Source organism: Synechocystis sp. CACIAM 05 (genome assembly GCF_010222815.1).
GTDB lineage: Bacteria > Cyanobacteriota > Cyanobacteriia > Cyanobacteriales > Microcystaceae > Synechocystis.
Genome location: NZ_CP019225.1, coordinates 1,632,480 through 1,648,871, shown reverse-complemented (window position 1 = coordinate 1,648,871; position 16,392 = coordinate 1,632,480). Strand labels below are relative to the sequence as shown.

Annotated in this window: 15 protein-coding genes; 10 read left to right on the top strand and 5 right to left on the bottom strand. The window is 48.8% G+C overall.

All coding sequences use genetic code 11. The features are described 5' to 3' along the window. Window positions 1-282 (bottom strand): transposase (locus tag BWK47_RS07900; protein WP_204250498.1); only part of this gene is annotated, 282 nt, incomplete at its 3' end. Window positions 283-500: 218 nt separating this feature from the next. Here BWK47_RS07900 and BWK47_RS07895 point away from each other — a divergent pair. Continuing rightward, entirely contained in the window at window positions 501-1,076 is a 576-nt protein-coding gene (locus BWK47_RS07895) for a Uma2 family endonuclease (protein WP_162328227.1), read from the top strand. Window positions 1,077-1,112: 36 nt separating this feature from the next. On the opposite strand, the gene BWK47_RS07890 is transcribed toward BWK47_RS07895, so the two are convergent. The 4 genes from BWK47_RS07890 to BWK47_RS07875 all read right to left on the bottom strand — a co-directional run bounded on the left by BWK47_RS07890 (window position 1,113) and on the right by BWK47_RS07875 (window position 4,805). After that, on the bottom strand, window positions 1,113-2,765 hold the full coding sequence (locus BWK47_RS07890) for an acetolactate synthase large subunit (protein ID WP_162328226.1): 1,653 nt from the start codon (window positions 2,763-2,765) through the stop codon (window positions 1,113-1,115). A 311-nt stretch (window positions 2,766-3,076) separates the two neighbouring features. Next, window positions 3,077-3,277 carry a riboflavin synthase subunit alpha gene (locus tag BWK47_RS07885; protein ID WP_237269948.1) on the bottom strand — a complete coding sequence of 67 codons (201 nt, stop codon included), beginning with the start codon at window positions 3,275-3,277 and terminating at the stop codon, window positions 3,077-3,079. A 446-nt stretch (window positions 3,278-3,723) separates the two neighbouring features. Beyond that, window positions 3,724-4,266 (bottom strand): thioredoxin family protein, encoded by a 543-nt coding sequence (locus BWK47_RS07880; protein WP_162328224.1) that lies wholly within the window; start codon window positions 4,264-4,266, stop codon window positions 3,724-3,726. A gap of 110 nt (window positions 4,267-4,376) precedes the next feature. Then, window positions 4,377-4,805, bottom strand: coding sequence for a tetratricopeptide repeat protein (locus BWK47_RS07875; protein ID WP_010872612.1), 429 nt, complete (start codon window positions 4,803-4,805; stop codon window positions 4,377-4,379). Between the two features lie 236 nt (window positions 4,806-5,041). Between BWK47_RS07875 and glpX the strand changes: the two genes are divergently transcribed. The 9 genes from glpX to ftsY all read left to right on the top strand — a co-directional run bounded on the left by glpX (window position 5,042) and on the right by ftsY (window position 16,390). Next, window positions 5,042-6,079: a class II fructose-bisphosphatase gene (glpX, locus tag BWK47_RS07870; protein ID WP_010872613.1), complete on the top strand. Its 1,038-nt coding sequence runs from the start codon at window positions 5,042-5,044 to the stop codon at window positions 6,077-6,079. A 268-nt stretch (window positions 6,080-6,347) separates the two neighbouring features. Then, window positions 6,348-6,773, top strand: a complete 426-nt coding sequence (locus tag BWK47_RS17260) for an IS1 family transposase (protein ID WP_257793043.1) — start codon at window positions 6,348-6,350, stop codon at window positions 6,771-6,773. A 33-nt stretch (window positions 6,774-6,806) separates the two neighbouring features. Continuing rightward, window positions 6,807-7,079 carry an IS1 family transposase gene (locus BWK47_RS17255; protein WP_336235098.1) on the top strand — a complete coding sequence of 91 codons (273 nt, stop codon included), beginning with the start codon at window positions 6,807-6,809 and terminating at the stop codon, window positions 7,077-7,079. A gap of 44 nt (window positions 7,080-7,123) precedes the next feature. After that, a complete protein-coding gene (locus BWK47_RS07860; RefSeq protein WP_162328223.1) occupies window positions 7,124-7,498 on the top strand; it encodes a group I truncated hemoglobin in 375 nt (124 codons plus the stop codon). 367 nt (window positions 7,499-7,865) lie between these two features. Further along, window positions 7,866-11,567 carry a response regulator gene (locus BWK47_RS07855; RefSeq protein ID WP_237269946.1) on the top strand — a complete coding sequence of 1,234 codons (3,702 nt, stop codon included), beginning with the start codon at window positions 7,866-7,868 and terminating at the stop codon, window positions 11,565-11,567. A gap of 89 nt (window positions 11,568-11,656) precedes the next feature. After that, on the top strand, window positions 11,657-12,757 hold the full coding sequence (locus BWK47_RS07850; RefSeq protein ID WP_162328222.1) for a hybrid sensor histidine kinase/response regulator: 1,101 nt from the start codon (window positions 11,657-11,659) through the stop codon (window positions 12,755-12,757). A gap of 226 nt (window positions 12,758-12,983) precedes the next feature. Further along, complete coding sequence (locus BWK47_RS07845) at window positions 12,984-14,090, top strand: response regulator (protein ID WP_162328221.1); 1,107 nt, start codon at window positions 12,984-12,986, stop codon at window positions 14,088-14,090. A 164-nt stretch (window positions 14,091-14,254) separates the two neighbouring features. After that, the gene (locus BWK47_RS07840) at window positions 14,255-14,686 is read left to right on the top strand and encodes a cupin domain-containing protein (RefSeq protein ID WP_010872620.1); all 432 of its coding nucleotides are present in this window, start codon (window positions 14,255-14,257) and stop codon (window positions 14,684-14,686) included. A 189-nt stretch (window positions 14,687-14,875) separates the two neighbouring features. After that, a complete protein-coding gene (gene ftsY, locus BWK47_RS07835) occupies window positions 14,876-16,390 on the top strand; it encodes a signal recognition particle-docking protein FtsY (RefSeq protein WP_162328220.1) in 1,515 nt (504 codons plus the stop codon). Window positions 16,391-16,392: the final 2 nt, after the last annotated feature.

Here is a 16,392-nt window from a genome sequence, read left to right as displayed (position 1 = left end):
TCCTAGATTGCCAATATACTGACGCGCAACATAATCTGTCTTTCTTCCTTTTTTCCTATCCCCTGTTTCGTCTATGAGCATTGTTATTGCTTCTCCTTCCGCAAAACTCAGAATTTTATTAATTCTTCTTTCCCTTACCTCCTCTAACCACCAAGGGCTGTTACCGAAGAAATAGTCAAATCCTTGTCCATTTTCTAGTCCTACTACCTTAGCTATTTCTGGGAAGGTTTTTCTCTTTATATTCGCAATTAATCCTAGATGCAAGTATTCACAGCTTCTCACTTCTGGAAATAAGTCTCTGTATCCTTCGCAGTATTTGTCAATGAATTGTACTGTTTCTTTTGCTTCACGTGGGGCAACTATATACCACCTCTGCATTTCAGACTATCCTCTCCATTTTATCCTACCCACTATGATAGAAGAGCAATAGGTATTCTGTCACCGTAAACATCACTTAGAATGGGAGCCAATGCCACATCAATGCCTTTGGGGTAAAGCCAATGCCCGCCGCCATAACCGTCAAACTTGACAGCCTATCCCTTTCCGATGAGCAGTTTTATCAACTCTGTTTGAACAATCGAGAGTTGCGTTTTGAGCGTAATTGCCAGGGAGATTTAGTGATCATGTCACCCACCGGAGGCGAAACCAGTAACCGTAAGGGCATTTTGATACTACGGCTAGGTCTTTGGGCAGAACGCGATGGCACCGGAATTTTTTTCGATTCTTCTGGGGGCTTCAAATTACCCAATGGAGCCGACCGATCGCCAGATGCAGCCTGGTTGAAACGGGAACGATGGGAAAATTTAACCCCGGAACAAAAACAGAGATTTGTGCCCCTCTGCCCGGATTTTGTGATCGAATTAAGATTACCTAGTGATGAACTAAAACCCCTGCGGGAAAAAATGCAAAAGTATCAAGAAAATGGGGCTCAATTGGGTTGGTTAATCGATCGCCAAACTCGCACTGTGAAAATCTATTGTCCTGGTCGGGTGGTGGAAGTTTTAGAAAATTCTGCAAGCCTCAGTGGTGAGGCTGTATTGCCAGAATTTGTTTTGGAGTTAGCGCCGATTTGGTAGATATTTGTAGATCTTTATTGTGTCGCTAAAGGTTAGTTATTCCCAAATTTCACAGGCCAATTCCCCAGCTTTTTGCGAGAAACGAATATTCTCCCGATAATCCACAGGACAATCAATCACAGTGGGTACGGGTTGAGCTAAAGCTTCTTTGAGGATAGGAATTAAATCCGCCGCCGCTTCTACCCGATAACCTTTAAGACCCATGCTTTCAGCAAACTTAACAAAGTCTGGATTGCCAAATTTGATGAAACTGGATTCGCCAAATTGGTTGATCTGTTTCCATTCAATTAGGCCGTAACCGTTGTCATTAAAAATTAACGTGACAAAGGGAGTGCCCACCCGCATGGCCGTTTCCAACTCCTGGCAGTTCATCATAAAACCACCGTCCCCCGTCACCGCAACAATGTTGCGCTCAGGATAAACCAGCTTAGCGGCGATCGCCCCTGGAATGGCAATGCCCATGGCCGCAAAACCATTGGAAATTAAACAGGTGTTGGGGCTGTCACAGTGGTAATGGCGGGCCATCCACATTTTATGGGCCCCCACATCGGAAATCACCACATCATCGGGGCCCATCACTTGGCGCAGGTCATAAATAATTTTTTGCGGCTTAACGGGAAAACCTGTGTCATTGGCATAACATTCATACTCGGCCCGAATTTCCGCCCGGAGAGAAGCCCCGTAGGGAGTGGGTTTACCTTGGCGATCGCACCGTTTGAGCAAATCCATCAGGGAATCGGTAATGTCCCCCACCACCTCCACCTGGGGAATATAACTGCTATCAATTTCCGCCGGAGTAGCGCCAATGTGAATGATGGGCAAATCTCCAGTGGGATTCCATTTTTTCGGAGAATATTCAATTAAGTCATAGCCCACCGCAATGACCAAATCGCTTTTTTCAAAGGCACAGGTAATGTGATCCCGTTGTTGTAAGCCCACTGTCCAAAGGGAAAGGGGATGGGTGTAGGGCATGGTGCCTTTACCCATGAAGGTGTTGGCCACGGGAATATTCAAACTGGTGGCAAATTCCGTCAGGGCTTCGCTGGCTTCGGCTCGGATGGTGCCATTGCCGGCCAGAATAATGGGGTTTTTGGCCTTGGAAATGGCGTTGGCCGCTGTGCCCAAAGTACGAAAAGCTGCATAAACCTTTTCCCGACTGTCCCGCCGTAGGGGTTTCCCATCCACCGGCATAGCGGCAATATTTTCTGGTAAATCAATGTGGGTGGCCCCTGGTTTTTCGCTCTGAGCCAATTTGAACGCTTTACGAACCACTTCCGGGGTAATGCTGGGGCGGACAATTTGCCTGGTCCATTTAGTCACCGGGTCGAACATGGCCACCAAGTCCAGGTATTGGTGGGATTCGATGTGCATCCGATCTGTGCCCACCTGTCCAGTGATGGCCACCAGGGGCGCTCCGTCCAAGTTAGCATCCGCTACCCCGGTCATCAGGTTGGTGGCTCCAGGCCCCAGGGTGGAAAGACAAACCCCCGCTTTGCCCGTTAAACGGCCGTAAACGTCGGCCATAAAGGCTGCTCCCTGTTCGTGGCGGGTGGTAATAAAGCGGATGGGCGAGTTTTTCAGCGCTTCGAGGATGTGGAGGTTTTCCTCTCCGGGTACGCCAAAAATGTATTCAACGTCCTCATTTTCCAGACATCGAACCAATAATTCTGCGGTGTTCATTTGCCCCATGGTTCTGTCTATTCCCCTAGCTGGTTGAGCGATCTGAAAAGTTTGAAATAAAGGTAATTTCAGAATCTCCCTCTAGCCTAACGAATCCGGAGGAGTTTTGACAGGGAAGTTTCGAGGCCTGTCGTTTGATTCAAACAACTTCTGACGGGGGCAATGGCTAATCGGTGATCGGGGCAATCATCTGCTCTGGAACCACCCAAGCGTCGAACTGGGCCAGTTTCAGGGATCTACTTCGGGTGGATAAACAAACAGGTTCCCAACTCCGGCAAAGGCAAAGTTTAGTTATGGGCAAAGTTGCAAATTATGGGCTGTCAATCCATGGGGGCATTTTGATTGAGGCGATAAAACCGCTCTAAACCGAAGGGAACTGCCATTAAAGTCAGTTTTAACACCCAGGGAGCAAAAAAGAGAGTGACCAAAATCGACAATACGGCCACACAACCTAACGAAGCCCTGACCACATCTTCCTGCACAGTGAAGCAAAGGATGGCAGAAAACGAGGCTAAGGCCAAAGATAGGACGGAAAGTACCAGCATAAAGCAGTAAGTTTGAGGATGGAGAGGGAAGAATCCAGTCAAAAGCTAAGTTAGGCGATCGGATTGGGGCTAGGCAAATAAACCTTCGGGGCGGCAGACAATCCTATGGAGAAATATCAATCTTTCACCGCTGTATCTGAATATACCATAAAGTTTTGTTAACGAGTGGATAGACTACGGTCAATCCCTCATCTTCGCCTTTCCTGAGACTTGCTGGGGCGGGTATTACCGAAAAAATAGGCAAAAAAATAAGGAAGTCCGCAAGGAGTCTTGCCATGTTTCGACCCTCCGGCTGCTTCCTTATTAATCTTACTCCTCACACACAAATAGATATTAGCCGATCGCCTAAGGGCGGGATAGCCGAACCTGTAGCAGTTTAATGATTGGCATAGTTTCTGGCTATGATTGGGTTAGTGAATCCATTAGCTGGGGCGGGGATTACCGTGACTGCGGGGAGAGATGGGGTCAGCTTCAATGGTTCGGTTTTCCACCACTGAAGTTTGGCCAGTTACATTGGCGTAGGGGATAGGTTCGTGGGCTACCAGGGCAGTGATATTTTGCTCCAACACCCTCAACGGTTGCTCTCCAATGCTCTCGGCGATCGCCGTGCCGGTGTCATCTAGGTAAACAAAATGGGGAATGCCATCCACCCGATAGCGCAACACTTCCGGCAACCATTTATTGTTGTCCACATTGAGCATGGCAAAGTTCACCGAACCGCCATAGTTTTTCTTCAACTCTGCTAAGTCCGGAGCCATGGCTTGGCAGCTAGTACACCAGTCAGCATAGAATTCCACCAAGGTGGGACGACCATTGTCCAAGGCAGTGGCCAGGGGAATGGCCCGCTGGGCTTGGGCTTCTAGGGATATACCCTGGGTTTGGGTTTGGAAACCGAGATAAACGGCCGCACTCAAGGCGATCGCCACTACGGCTAATAAGGCGTTACGAATTTTGGCCGGGGTCATGGTCTAGGGATATTTGTACGAAGTTAGGAATTCTATCCAAGGTAACAAACGAACACTAGGGACTGAACTGATTGCCTGAATTTGCCTAAAGTTAAAACCGATTAGTCAAACTACTCTGTCAGCCATTTCTTAATCCGTTCAATGTCTCGCCAATCGGGCTTACGCTCGAGACCATCATCCAAACTTTCCATCACTCCCGCAGCGATTTCCTGATCAAAGGACATCATTTGCGCCGCTAACTCCACCTGTTCCCGTACACCGGTTTTTTTATTAGCCAACATGGCCAAGGCATAGTTAATCCTTGCCTGGGGATGATAACCGTCAATTTTCACCGACCTTTGGGCCGCTTTGAAGGCCAAAGTTGGCTTGTCGTCCAGCAGATACAGCCAAGCTAGGCAAGCCCACACCGTCGCATTTTTCGGGGAGCTATCGGCAATGTCCTTAAACACCGGGATCAGGGTTTCGGGGCCTTCCCCCCCGTTATATCTGGCGATCGCCTGGTTGAAGGCATCTTCTGGGGAGATTACGGACTCAGTCATGGTCAAAATTAGCTGAATTTGGCAGTGGAATGGTTCAACGCAGTCAAAAAGCAGGCAGACAATCCGCCCAACTCTTAATCTTAGAGGATCTTTGGTGCCCGCCGTGGTCAGCGCCCAAGCCTAATTACCCCCCTCAACAATGCTGTACGCTGATCCCCCCCTCTGATAGACTTTTGACTATTAACACTTAATCACAAGCTAGGGAAACCTAATCAGCAGTTGGGAGGATTCAATTCGTGGACAGCACCCTCGGTTTAGAAATTATTGAAGTCGTAGAACAAGCGGCGATCGCCTCGGCAAAATGGATGGGCAAAGGTGAAAAAAACACCGCTGACCAAGTAGCCGTAGAAGCCATGCGGGAACGGATGAATAAAATCCACATGCGGGGCCGCATCGTCATTGGCGAGGGGGAAAGGGATGATGCACCCATGCTCTACATCGGCGAAGAAGTAGGCATTTGCACCAGAGAAGATGCCAAATCCTTCTGCAATCCCGACGAATTGGTAGAAATTGACATTGCTGTTGACCCCTGTGAAGGTACCAACCTAGTAGCCTATGGTCAAAACGGTTCCATGGCTGTGTTGGCAATTTCCGAAAAAGGTGGTTTGTTTGCCGCTCCCGACTTCTACATGAAAAAACTGGCGGCTCCCCCAGCGGCCAAAGGTCATGTGGACATCGACAAATCCGCCACCGAAAACCTGAAAATCCTCTCCGATTGCCTCAACCGCAGCATTGAAGAATTGGTGGTAGTGGTCATGGATCGTCCCCGCCACAAAGAATTGATCCAAGAAATCCGCAACGCCGGTGCTCGGGTACGTCTAATCAGTGATGGAGACGTTTCCGCCGCCATTTCCTGTGCTTTTTCCGGCACCAACATCCACGCTCTGATGGGCATCGGGGCTGCTCCTGAAGGGGTAATTTCCGCTGCTGCCATGCGCTGTCTGGGGGGTCACTTCCAAGGTCAGTTAATCTACGATCCCGAAGTGGTTAAAACCGGCCTAATCGGTGAAAGTCGGGAAGGCAACCTAGAGCGTCTCGCTTCCATGGGCATCAAAAATCCTGACCAGGTTTATAACTGCGAAGAATTGGCCTGTGGCGAAACCGTATTATTTGCCGCCTGTGGTATCACTCCTGGCACTTTGATGGAAGGAGTCCGCTTCTTCCATGGTGGGGTACGGACCCAAAGCTTGGTTATTTCTAGCCAGTCCAGCACCGCCCGCTTTGTAGACACTGTCCATATGAAGGAAAGCCCCAAAGTAATCCAACTGCATTAATTTCCCTCTCAGCAACTATCCCCAGAAGGTTAAAACCTGGGGAAATACATCGCCATTTCCCTTGTCCCCTGAAGTTCAGACTTTGGGGGACTTATGTTTTGGTTGGGTCATAGTAACTGGGGTTTGATTACCCGCTACTGATTATCCATATCATTGGTATCGGGTAGGCGCTGATCACGTAACAAGGCTATCATTAAAATTACGGAGAGTTTCAAATAGATAATGATGTAGGATGATAGGGAATACTGGGTAATGAGCTTTTGGAAAAATGTCTACACACTGTCACTGTCCTCAATGTGGTCATGGGAATGTCGTCAAAAATGGCTTTGTCAAGGGGAAGCAGCGATTCAAGTGTAAGAGTTGCCAATATCAATTCACCAATCTCTCCAAAGAACGGGGTAAACCTCTCTGGATGAAACTAGAAGCGGTCTTACTGTATATGAGTGGTATGTCAATGAATGCCACAGCAAAACTCTTGGGAGTTTCTACTCAATCAGTGCTCAACTGGATTAGGGATTTTGGCGAAGCAAACTACGAGAAACCGGCTCCAGACTCAGCAATCGTAGTGGAATTAGACGAACTGTGGCATTTTCTTCAGGCAAAAAAAACAAGTTATGGATCTGGAAAGCATATGACCGTGTTACTGGGAGACTCATTGACTGGGAACTGGGAAATCGTGATAGTCAAACCCTGAGTCGTTTGCTGAAGAGACTGGCAAAGTAGGAAAGTGACAGTGTCCTGCACCGATGACTGGAGGCCCTATCAACAACTGCTGGATGAACATCCCGATGTGTTTCATGGGATTAACAAAAGAGAAACAGTAGGAATTGAGAGAAACAACTCAGATAACCGTCATTGGTTTGCTAGATTTCATCGCTGCACGAAAGTTGTCTCCAGGTCAGCCCACATAGTTGATATCACCATGGCAATATTTACCAAATTCAGGGTCAATGGTAACATAGAACTACTATGCAACTGGTGCCTCTCATTACTTTCTTGAAACTCTCAAAATTTCCAATTCTTAATCCTTGTAGGAGAAAATTGATGTCAACTTTGTATGAAAAATTAGGTGGAGCCACCGCTGTCGATCTAGCTGTGGACAAATTTTACGAGCGGGTGTTGCAGGATGACCGCATCAAAGACTTTTTCGCCGACGTGGATATGGCTAAACAACGGGCCCACCAAAAAGCCTTTTTAACCTATGCCTTTGGCGGTACAGATAAATATGATGGTCGCTATATGCGGGAAGCCCACAAAGAGTTGGTGGAAAACCATGGTTTGAACGGTGAACACTTCGACGCAGTGGCGGAGGATTTGCTGGCAACCTTGAAGGAAATGGGTGTTCCCGAAGATTTAATTGCAGAAGTGGCCGCCGTGGCCGGGGCTCCAGCCCATAAACGGGACGTGCTTAATCAGTGAAGTTGAGAATTTATTTTATGGAGGCGATCGTTGCATCCTAAAAATTTGCCCCCTTTGCTCAAATTGCCAATGGCAGGCCAAAAACTCCCGACTTTATTTGATGCTCTCCTGACTGTTGAGCAGGATATGGGCCAAAGCGTCCACATGCTCTACCTTTAACATTGTCCTGGAGTTTGTCTAAAAAAGTTTAACGTTTTTGGCGACGCTGTTCGTCATTATTGGGGCAGGAATAAGACTAGGTGGATTAGCATAGTCATATCTATGGGCAACTTATGTTTTGGCAACCTGTTAGAGTTTTCTTAGTCCCTTCAACGCTGACCAGCTTAATTATCAGGGTTCCTATGACCCTAAATTAGTTCTGCTCTCTGTGGCGATCGCCATTTTTACTGCCTATATGGCTTTCTTGATGGCCAGTTCCGCCCTATCGTTGCCGGGGCGTTGGTCACGGAAAATTGCCTTAGCCCTCAGTGGGACTGTTATGGGGTTAGGTATTTGGGCCATGCACTTCATTGGCATGCTGGGGTTTGAGTTGCCCTGCCCCATCAGCTACGATCCCTTGATCACGTTTATTTCTGTTATACCGGCGATCGCCGCTAGCATTTACGCTCTGAACTTTTTGAGTTTCCAGGCCCCGACGGCGAAAAACCTCATGGTGGGGGCTATCTGGTTTGGTTTGGGCATTGGCACTATGCACTATAGCGGCATGGCGGCGCTGGAGTTACACGGCAATATTTACTACGAACTGCCCCTATTTGTCCTCTCCCTGGTCATTGCGGTCATGTTGGCCTTTGTGGTCCTATTATTCCGCTTCCATTCCGCCAAAATTTTCCACACGACCCACGGGCCAGCTTTGGGGAGTTCCGCCCTGGTGATGGGTCTGGCCACATCGGGTATGCACTACACCGCCATGACGGCCACCCACTTTATCTGCCGCCCCTGGGGAGAATTTTTTATCCAAGGTATTGATATTCAGGAAGTGGCGATCGCCGTCACCATTTCCATCACCCTTTTGACCGGCGGGGTAATGCTGTTTGTTTTGCGGGAAATCAGCATCCAAAATCAACAGCAAAAAATCCTAGTGGCAACGGAATCTTGGTATCGGCAAATTATCGAGTATGCTCCGGAAGGCATTATGGTGCTGGATGCCCAGGGAAATATCATTTTGGCCAATACTTCCATAGAAAAGTTGTTTGGCTATTCCCAAACAGAACTGATTGGCCAATCCATTGCCCTGCTGGGCCTGGCAGAACTATTGCAACAATCCCTCCATCTGCTCCAGGAAGGGGAGGACGTGGGCCCCACCTGCCCCCTAGATCAAGAAGAATTTGAAATCCTCGGCACCCGTTACGATGGCTCGGAGTTTCCCATTGAAGTTAGTTTGACTAGCTTGCCTTCCCTCAGCCAAAGGGAAATGAATATTTTTGCCTCTGTGCGGGATATTTCCGCCCGTCAAGAAGCCCAGCAACAAATTTTGCGACAACGGGAACATCTGCAATCAGTGCTCGATTCCGCCCCCGTCGGGGTGGCCATTACCGTCAATGGCATTACCCAATTTGCCAATCCCCACATCGGTGAACTGGTGGATTTAAAAGTAGGGGATTCGCCCCAAAAGATCTATGTGGACCTAGGCGATCGCCAGCAAATGTTAGAAGAACTGACCCAGTTTGGCCGCAGTCAAAGCCGGGTGTACAAAATGTATAATCCCAAAGGCGAAATCCGGGACATTTTGGCTACCTTTTTGGCTACGGACTACGAAGGGCAAAGGGGCATCTTAGGCTGGTTAGCAGATATTACCCCCATTAAGGCCGCCGAAGCAGAAATGAAACGAGCCAAAGAACTGGCGGAGGAAGCCAGCCGCATCAAAGCAGATTTTTTAGCCAATATGAGCCACGAAATCCGTACCCCCATGAATGCGGTCATCGGCATGACCCATCTGGCTTTGAAAACTGACCTGACCCCCCGTCAACGGGAATATTTGCATAAAATTCGGTTTTCTGGTCAGCATCTGCTGGGGGTAATTAACGATATTCTCGATTTTTCTAAAATTGAAGCGGGCAAATTGCCCATGGAAAGCATTGATTTTGACCTGGATAAGGTGCTGGATAACGTTGCCACTTTGATCAGTGAAAAGGCCACCAATAAGGGTTTAGAACTGCTGTTTGACATTGACCGTAACCTACCCCGCCACTTCATCGGCGATCCCCTCCGTCTGGGGCAAATTCTGATTAACTATGCCAATAATGCAGTCAAATTCACCGAGCAGGGGGATATTACCATTGTGGTCAGGCTCCAGAAATACCGTGACCAGGACGTGGTGCTTTACCTAGCGGTGAAAGATACGGGCATTGGCATTAAACCAGAGCACATTGCCAATCTCTTTAACAGTTTTCAACAGGCGGATTCCTCCACTACCCGGAATTTTGGCGGCACAGGGTTGGGTTTGGCCATCTGCAAACGCATTGCGGAACTGATGGGGGGAGAAGTGGGCGTTGAAAGCGAATACGGCCAAGGCAGTACTTTCTGGGCCAAGGTCTGTTTGCAGAAAAGTAATGTCATACCCCGCCGTCTGGTTTTGAGCAAAGATCTGGAAGGTAAACGGGTGCTGGTGGTGGACGATAACGACCATGCCCGCCTGGTGATGAAAGATTTGTTGGAGCAGATGAAGTTTGTGGTAGAAACGGTGGAGAGCGGGCCGGAAGCCCTTAATTTTTTAGCAGAAGCTGATCGGGAGAACCATCCCCACAGCATTGTTTTCATTGATTGGCAAATGCCCAATATGGATGGCTTGGAAGTGGCCCGTCGTTTGAAAGCCATGGATTTAAACCATCAGCCGTCGATTTTTATTGTCACTGCCTACGGTCGGGAAGAATTGTTTGTTAAAGCCAAAAGCCTCGGCATTGATGATGTTTTGGTCAAGCCCATTAGTCCCTCTGTTTTATTCGACAGTTTGGCGAGGGTGCTGGGGGATCCCACGGCCCTGGCCCAGGAAATGCGACAATCTTCGGGTATTGGGGCGGAAGACTTGGCCTTGGAAAAATTACGGCGTATTCGCGGGGCCCGCATTTTGTTGGTGGAGGACAATGAAATTAACCAGGAAGTGGCGGCGGAATTATTACGGGATGTGGGTTTCAACGTCGATGTGGCGGCCAATGGTTTAATTGCTCTGGAAAGACTGAACAATAATGCTTACGCCTTGGTTTTAATGGATATGCAAATGCCGGAAATGGATGGCATCGAGGCAACGATCGCCATTCGCAAGAATCCTCGTTACGCTCAGTTACCCATTGTGGCCATGACGGCCAATGTGATGCAGGGCGATCGGGAACGGTGTTTGCAAGCAGGCATGAATGACCATTTAGGCAAACCCATTGAACCAGAAGAATTGTGGAATAAGCTACTCCACTGGATTCCGGTGGACTCCCCCCTAGCCCCAGAAACGATAGAAGAATCGGCCATCAATACTAGCGATCCAGAAATATCCATTCCCCATATCCCTGGACTGAACAGCGATGATGGTTTGCGGCGGGTTTTGGGCAAAAAAAGTTTGTATCTGAAAATGCTCCATAAGTTTGTGGCCAGTCAAAGTTCTTTTCTGCCGGAAATTACTCAGGCTTTAGGGGAAAAAGACTATGGCTTCGCCGAACGGTTGGCCCATACCTTGAAAGGAGTTGCCGGGAACATTGGGGCCCAGGAGCTACAACAGGAAGCGGCGGAGTTGGAAAAAGCGATTAAAGAGCAGTGGCCCCAGCCAGAGGTTGAAAATTTACTTACCAACCTAGGCGATCGCCTGGATAATCTAATTGCCCAATTGACCAGTAATCTACCGCTGGAAACCACAACTGTGGCTGTAACCTTAGATCGGGAACAATTAGAGCAAATTTGTGACCATTTAGCCCAACTTTTGGGGGAAGATGATGCAGAAGCCGCCGACCTCCTCCAAAACCATGGGGATCTTTTACGCCAAGCATTTCCAGACCATTACCCGGCGATCGCCGCTGGCATCAATAATTTCGACTTTGAAGCCGCCCTCGCCGCCCTCACCACCGCCCGCCAATTTTCCCAACCCTAGGGGATCAGAAAAACGGATTACACTAAACCCAGTCACCCCTTTTAAGCCCCAGCGGCTTAGGCCACTAACTTTTTCTCTCGCCATCACCCATGGATACAGCAACAACCAAGGGCAACAAAGCAACCGTGCTGATTGTGGATGACTCCCCCGATACTTTGACCATGCTCAGTGGTTTGCTCAAGGATCATTACCGCATCAAAATTGCCAGCAAAGGGGAACAGGCCTTGGCGATCGCCGCATCTATGCCGCCACCGGACTTAATCTTGTTGGATATTATGATGCCGGAAATAGACGGCTACGAAGTTTGCACCAAGCTCAAAGCTGATACCCAAACCAAGAATATTCCAGTTATTTTCCTCACCGCCAAAACCGAGGTAGCAGACGAACAACATGGTTTTTCCCTCGGCGCAGTGGACTACATCACCAAACCCATCAGTCCCCCCATTCTCCTGGCCAGGGTACGTACCCATCTCAACCTCAAAGCCGCCTACGATCGCCTCACCCGCCTGCTCAAATTTCGGGAAGACATGGTGAACATGATTGTCCATGACCTCCGCAATCCCCTCTCCAGCATTAGCCTGGCCACCGAGCTGTTATTGAACAAGCCTGACTTGCCCCTAGATCGTCAACAAAAAAAGCTCAAGTCCATTCAAACAAGCACCCAACAACTACAAAATCTGGTGGAAGACCTGTTGCTTAAAGCCCAACTGGAATCCCATGCTCTGACATTGAACTATCAATCCACTGAGCTTTGTGCCCTGTGTGAAATTGCCATTGCTACCCTAAGGGAAAGTATTGCCCAGAAACAGATTAACCTCATCACCCAATATCCCCCCGCTCCCCATCGTCCAGTTAATGTAGATGCCCAACTGTTCCGTCGAGCCATCGAAAATCTGATTAGCAATGCCATTAAGTTTTCCCCCTCCCAGAGTGAAGTCATAGTTTCAGTGGCCTATCCAGATGATGCCGTCGCAGTGGTGGCCATTGCCGACCAAGGGCCAGGCATAGACCTAAAACTGCGGGAACGGATTTTTGGCAAATACGAAATTGGCCCCATGCTAGAAGGGGTTGCCCAAATTGGACTGGGCTTAGCCTTTTGCAAAATTATTGTCGAAGCCCATGGAAGCACAATAAGTGTTGTGGATAATTATCCCAAGGGATCAATTTTTAGAATTGAACTTCGTCAGTGATTTGGGCAGGGCAACAAGCGGGTTTACCCTATTTAAATTCCGCTGAACATGTATCTAAAAGGCAAAAAAGACCGTATCACAATTTATGGCTGGTGGAAATAAAATTCAGACAGTAGCAATAGCGATTTCTACAAAGCTTGTATTAAAAGTACTTTAGCCGTTTATGTTGCCCTATTTTTGATTGAATTAGCTATACATACTCATTATTTATCTTTGACTATTGAAAATGAACACTCCCCCCGATCCCAGCTCAAAAGCCACCATTTTGGTTGTGGATGACACCCCGGATAATCTAGCTTTGATGAGTGGATTATTGAAAGATTACTACCGGGTCAAAATTGCCAATAACGGGGAAAAAGCCCTCAAGGTTGCCCAAACTTTGCCCCCACCGGATTTAATTCTGCTGGACATTATGATGCCGGGCATAGATGGCTATGAAGTTTGTGCCCATTTAAAAGCAAATCGGGCCACCCAGAGGATTCCCGTAATTTTTCTCACGGCCAAGTCAGAAATTGAGGATGAACGCAAAGGGCTGGCACTAGGGGCAGTGGATTATATTACTAAGCCCGTTAGTCCACCGATTCTGATGGCCAGGGTTAATACCCAGTTGAAGATCAAAGCGGCGGCGGATTTTTTGCTTGATAAAAATGCTTTCCTAGAGCAGGAAGTGGCCAGACGTACCCAGGAGGTGATGGCGATTCAGGATGTAACTATTCAGGTGATGGCTTCCCTGGCGGAAACTAGGGATCATGAAACGGGTAATCATATCCGCCGTACCCAAAATTATGTCCGGGCTTTGGCTGAGCAATTAAAAAAGCATCCCCGCTTCCAGAAATTTTTGACCGATCACACCATCAATTTGCTCTATAAATCGGCTCCCCTCCATGACATTGGCAAAGTGGGAGTGCCGGACCACATTCTGCTTAAGCCCGGTCCCTTAACAGCAGAAGAATTTGAAATTATGAAAACCCACACCACTTTGGGGCGGGATGCCATTGTCCAAGCGGAAAAAAGTTTGGGAATGAAGGTGGATTTTTTGCAACTAGCCAAGGAAATTGCCTATTCTCACCAGGAAAAATGGGATGGAACCGGTTATCCCCAAGGGCTATCGGGGGATGATATTCCCATTGCGGCCCGTTTGATGGCGATCGCCGATGTTTATGACGCTTTAATTAGTAGTCGGGTTTATAAGGAAGCGATGCCCCACGAAGAGGCGGTGGCCATTATCGAAGCCGGCTACGGCCAACACTTTGATCCCGATGTGGTTGATGCGTTTATGGCTATTCATCCCACTTTTAAAACGATCGCCGCTGAGTTCGCCGATAAGGGGTAATGGCCATGGTCTATTAAAGAAGTACAGGTTTTGTGACTGTATGGCGATCGCCGTAATATTCCGGCAAAAAGCCTAGCCAAGGGAAAAGTTTGGGGTTAATGGGCTGAAATTAAGATTTATGGCGCAGAATTGGTTAAGACTAGCAACATTAGACCCTGAGCACCATGAAATTTATCTCCAGCTTCTTTGCCCTAGCCACAGTTCTTGCTTGCCAACCCACGGTTTTTGCTTTCGAGCCAGCGGAAGCAATTAAGGTAGAAACCATCCTCAAAACCGAAACTAGTTGGGATGGTCAACCTCTGGCTTACCCAGAAGGCCAAGCGGAAATCACTGGCATGATGATCGAAATTGCCCCCGGTGCCGAAACGGGTTGGCATTCCCATCCAGTGCCCTCCTTTGGCATTTTGCTGGAAGGGGAATTGGAGGTCACCCTCCTAAATGGGCAGAAAAAGCTCATCAAAACCGGGGACGCCATCGCTGAAGTGGTGAACACAGTACACAATGGCCGCAACGTGGGGGAGGGCCCTGTGAAAATTTTGGTGTTTTATGCCGGAGCGAAGGATTTGCCCGTAACCGTTAAGGATCAGCCCAATTAAACTGCCTAAGAAAACTGAAGCGCTCATCCCTAGGTGGCAAAAGGAAAAATTGCCCTGGTTTTTAGCCCCTGCCTCCCCGGTGTGGGAAAAACCGATAAACTAAGCACAATGGTCATTTGAAAACAGTGGGATTTCCATCCCAGGGCGATCGCCTAGAATTTTGGCCGGCTTCGTATTTTTCGCAAACGTATGTTTAATTGGTTCCGTCGTCAGTTTGGTAAAGATAACACTGCCCCCGAGTCTGCTCCCCCGGAAGGGGCGGAGGTTAGTCCTGAATTGGCACCGGAGGTAATCCAGGCAGAAACCGAATCCCCCAGCGAGGAAGATTCTCAAACAACGGAATTAGCTGCTCCCCCCCCCGAGGAACCAAGCTCAGACACTGTCAACCCAGAGGATTATCTCCAATGGGCTAAAGCGGCGTACCAAAATATTCAGGCCCGTAAAGCGGAAACTGTTAGCCCGCCAGAGTCTGCCGCAGCGATCACGGTTGAAGCAGGAATAGAAAAAACCGCAGAAGAAATAGTTGTTGCCCCCGAATCTGACCAAGCAACAGCTACAGAGGCAGATCTCCCTTCTCCTGAAACCGAAATAACAACCGGCCCCGCTTGGTTACAAAAGTCCGATCGCCTAGAAGCCTTAAAAGAAACGGCGGTGGAAGAAGCCACAGTGGCGGGCACCCTAACTGCTGAATCCATGGCCATGGACGATGACTTCATGTGGTCAGCCAAGGTCCTAGCGGCCCAAGGGCGATCGGCAGCGGATGTGTCGGCGGAAGAAATTGATTGGCTGAGGAAACTGCGGCAGGGACTGAGTAAAACCAGGGTTAACCTAGTCAACCAACTTAAATCCATCGTGGGCCAGGGGCCCCTCAATGACGCGGCAGTGGAGGAAATTGAAGCCATTTTGCTCCAGGCGGATGTGGGCATTGAAGCAACCGATTACATCATCACCACCCTTCAGGACAAGTTGCGAGAGGAAGCATTGCCCCCGGAACAGGCCATTGAATTTCTCAAAGAAATTTTGCGTTCCATCCTCGATCGCCCTTTGTTATCCCTGCCCAGTACTGAATTTGCCCCGGAAGCGGAAGGGCTGAATGTCTGGTTATTGACGGGGGTTAATGGGGCCGGCAAAACCACCACCATCGGTAAGCTAGCCTTTATGGCGAAGCAATCGGGCTATGACTGTGTGATTGCAGCGGCGGACACTTTTCGGGCGGCGGCGGTGGAACAGGTGAAAGTTTGGGGAGAAAGGAGTGGCGTGCCCGTCATTGCTAACCCTGGGCAAAACACTGACCCCGCGGCGGTGGTCTATGACGGCATTAGTGCAGCCCAATCCCGTAACGTTAATTTGCTTTTAGTGGATACGGCGGGGCGGTTACAAAATAAGAAAAATTTGATGGACGAGCTGGCCAAAATCCGGCGCATTATCGACAAAAAGGCCCCCAACGCCACGGTGGAATCCTTATTGGTGTTGGATGCTACCCTGGGGCAAAACGGTTTACGCCAGGCAGAAGTATTTGCCGAGGCCGCCAAATTGAGCGGAGTGGTGCTGACCAAATTAGATGGCAGTGCTAAGGGAGGGGTGGCCTTGGCAGTAGCCCAGCAGTTGAATCTACCCATTCGCTTTATTGGAGCAGGGGAAGGCATTGAGGATTTGCGTCCCTTTTCCAGCTATGAATTTGTTGAAGCCCTACTAAACGGTTAATA

Excerpts from the sequence above, each read along its gene's own strand:
- BWK47_RS07895 (WP_162328227.1), top strand. The coding sequence starts at position 501 with ATGCCCGCCGCCATAACCGTCAAACTTGACAGCCTATCCCTTTCCGAT.
- BWK47_RS07890 (WP_162328226.1), bottom strand. The coding sequence starts at position 2,765 with ATGGGGCAAATGAACACCGCAGAATTATTGGTTCGATGTCTGGAAAAT.
- BWK47_RS07880 (WP_162328224.1), bottom strand. The coding sequence starts at position 4,266 with ATGACCCCGGCCAAAATTCGTAACGCCTTATTAGCCGTAGTGGCGATC.
- BWK47_RS07875 (WP_010872612.1), bottom strand. The coding sequence starts at position 4,805 with ATGACTGAGTCCGTAATCTCCCCAGAAGATGCCTTCAACCAGGCGATC.
- BWK47_RS17260 (WP_257793043.1), top strand. The coding sequence starts at position 6,348 with ATGTCTACACACTGTCACTGTCCTCAATGTGGTCATGGGAATGTCGTC.
- BWK47_RS07860 (WP_162328223.1), top strand. The coding sequence starts at position 7,124 with ATGTCAACTTTGTATGAAAAATTAGGTGGAGCCACCGCTGTCGATCTA.
- BWK47_RS07850 (WP_162328222.1), top strand. The coding sequence starts at position 11,657 with ATGGATACAGCAACAACCAAGGGCAACAAAGCAACCGTGCTGATTGTG.
- BWK47_RS07845 (WP_162328221.1), top strand. The coding sequence starts at position 12,984 with ATGAACACTCCCCCCGATCCCAGCTCAAAAGCCACCATTTTGGTTGTG.
- BWK47_RS07840 (WP_010872620.1), top strand. The coding sequence starts at position 14,255 with ATGAAATTTATCTCCAGCTTCTTTGCCCTAGCCACAGTTCTTGCTTGC.
- ftsY (WP_162328220.1), top strand. The coding sequence starts at position 14,876 with ATGTTTAATTGGTTCCGTCGTCAGTTTGGTAAAGATAACACTGCCCCC.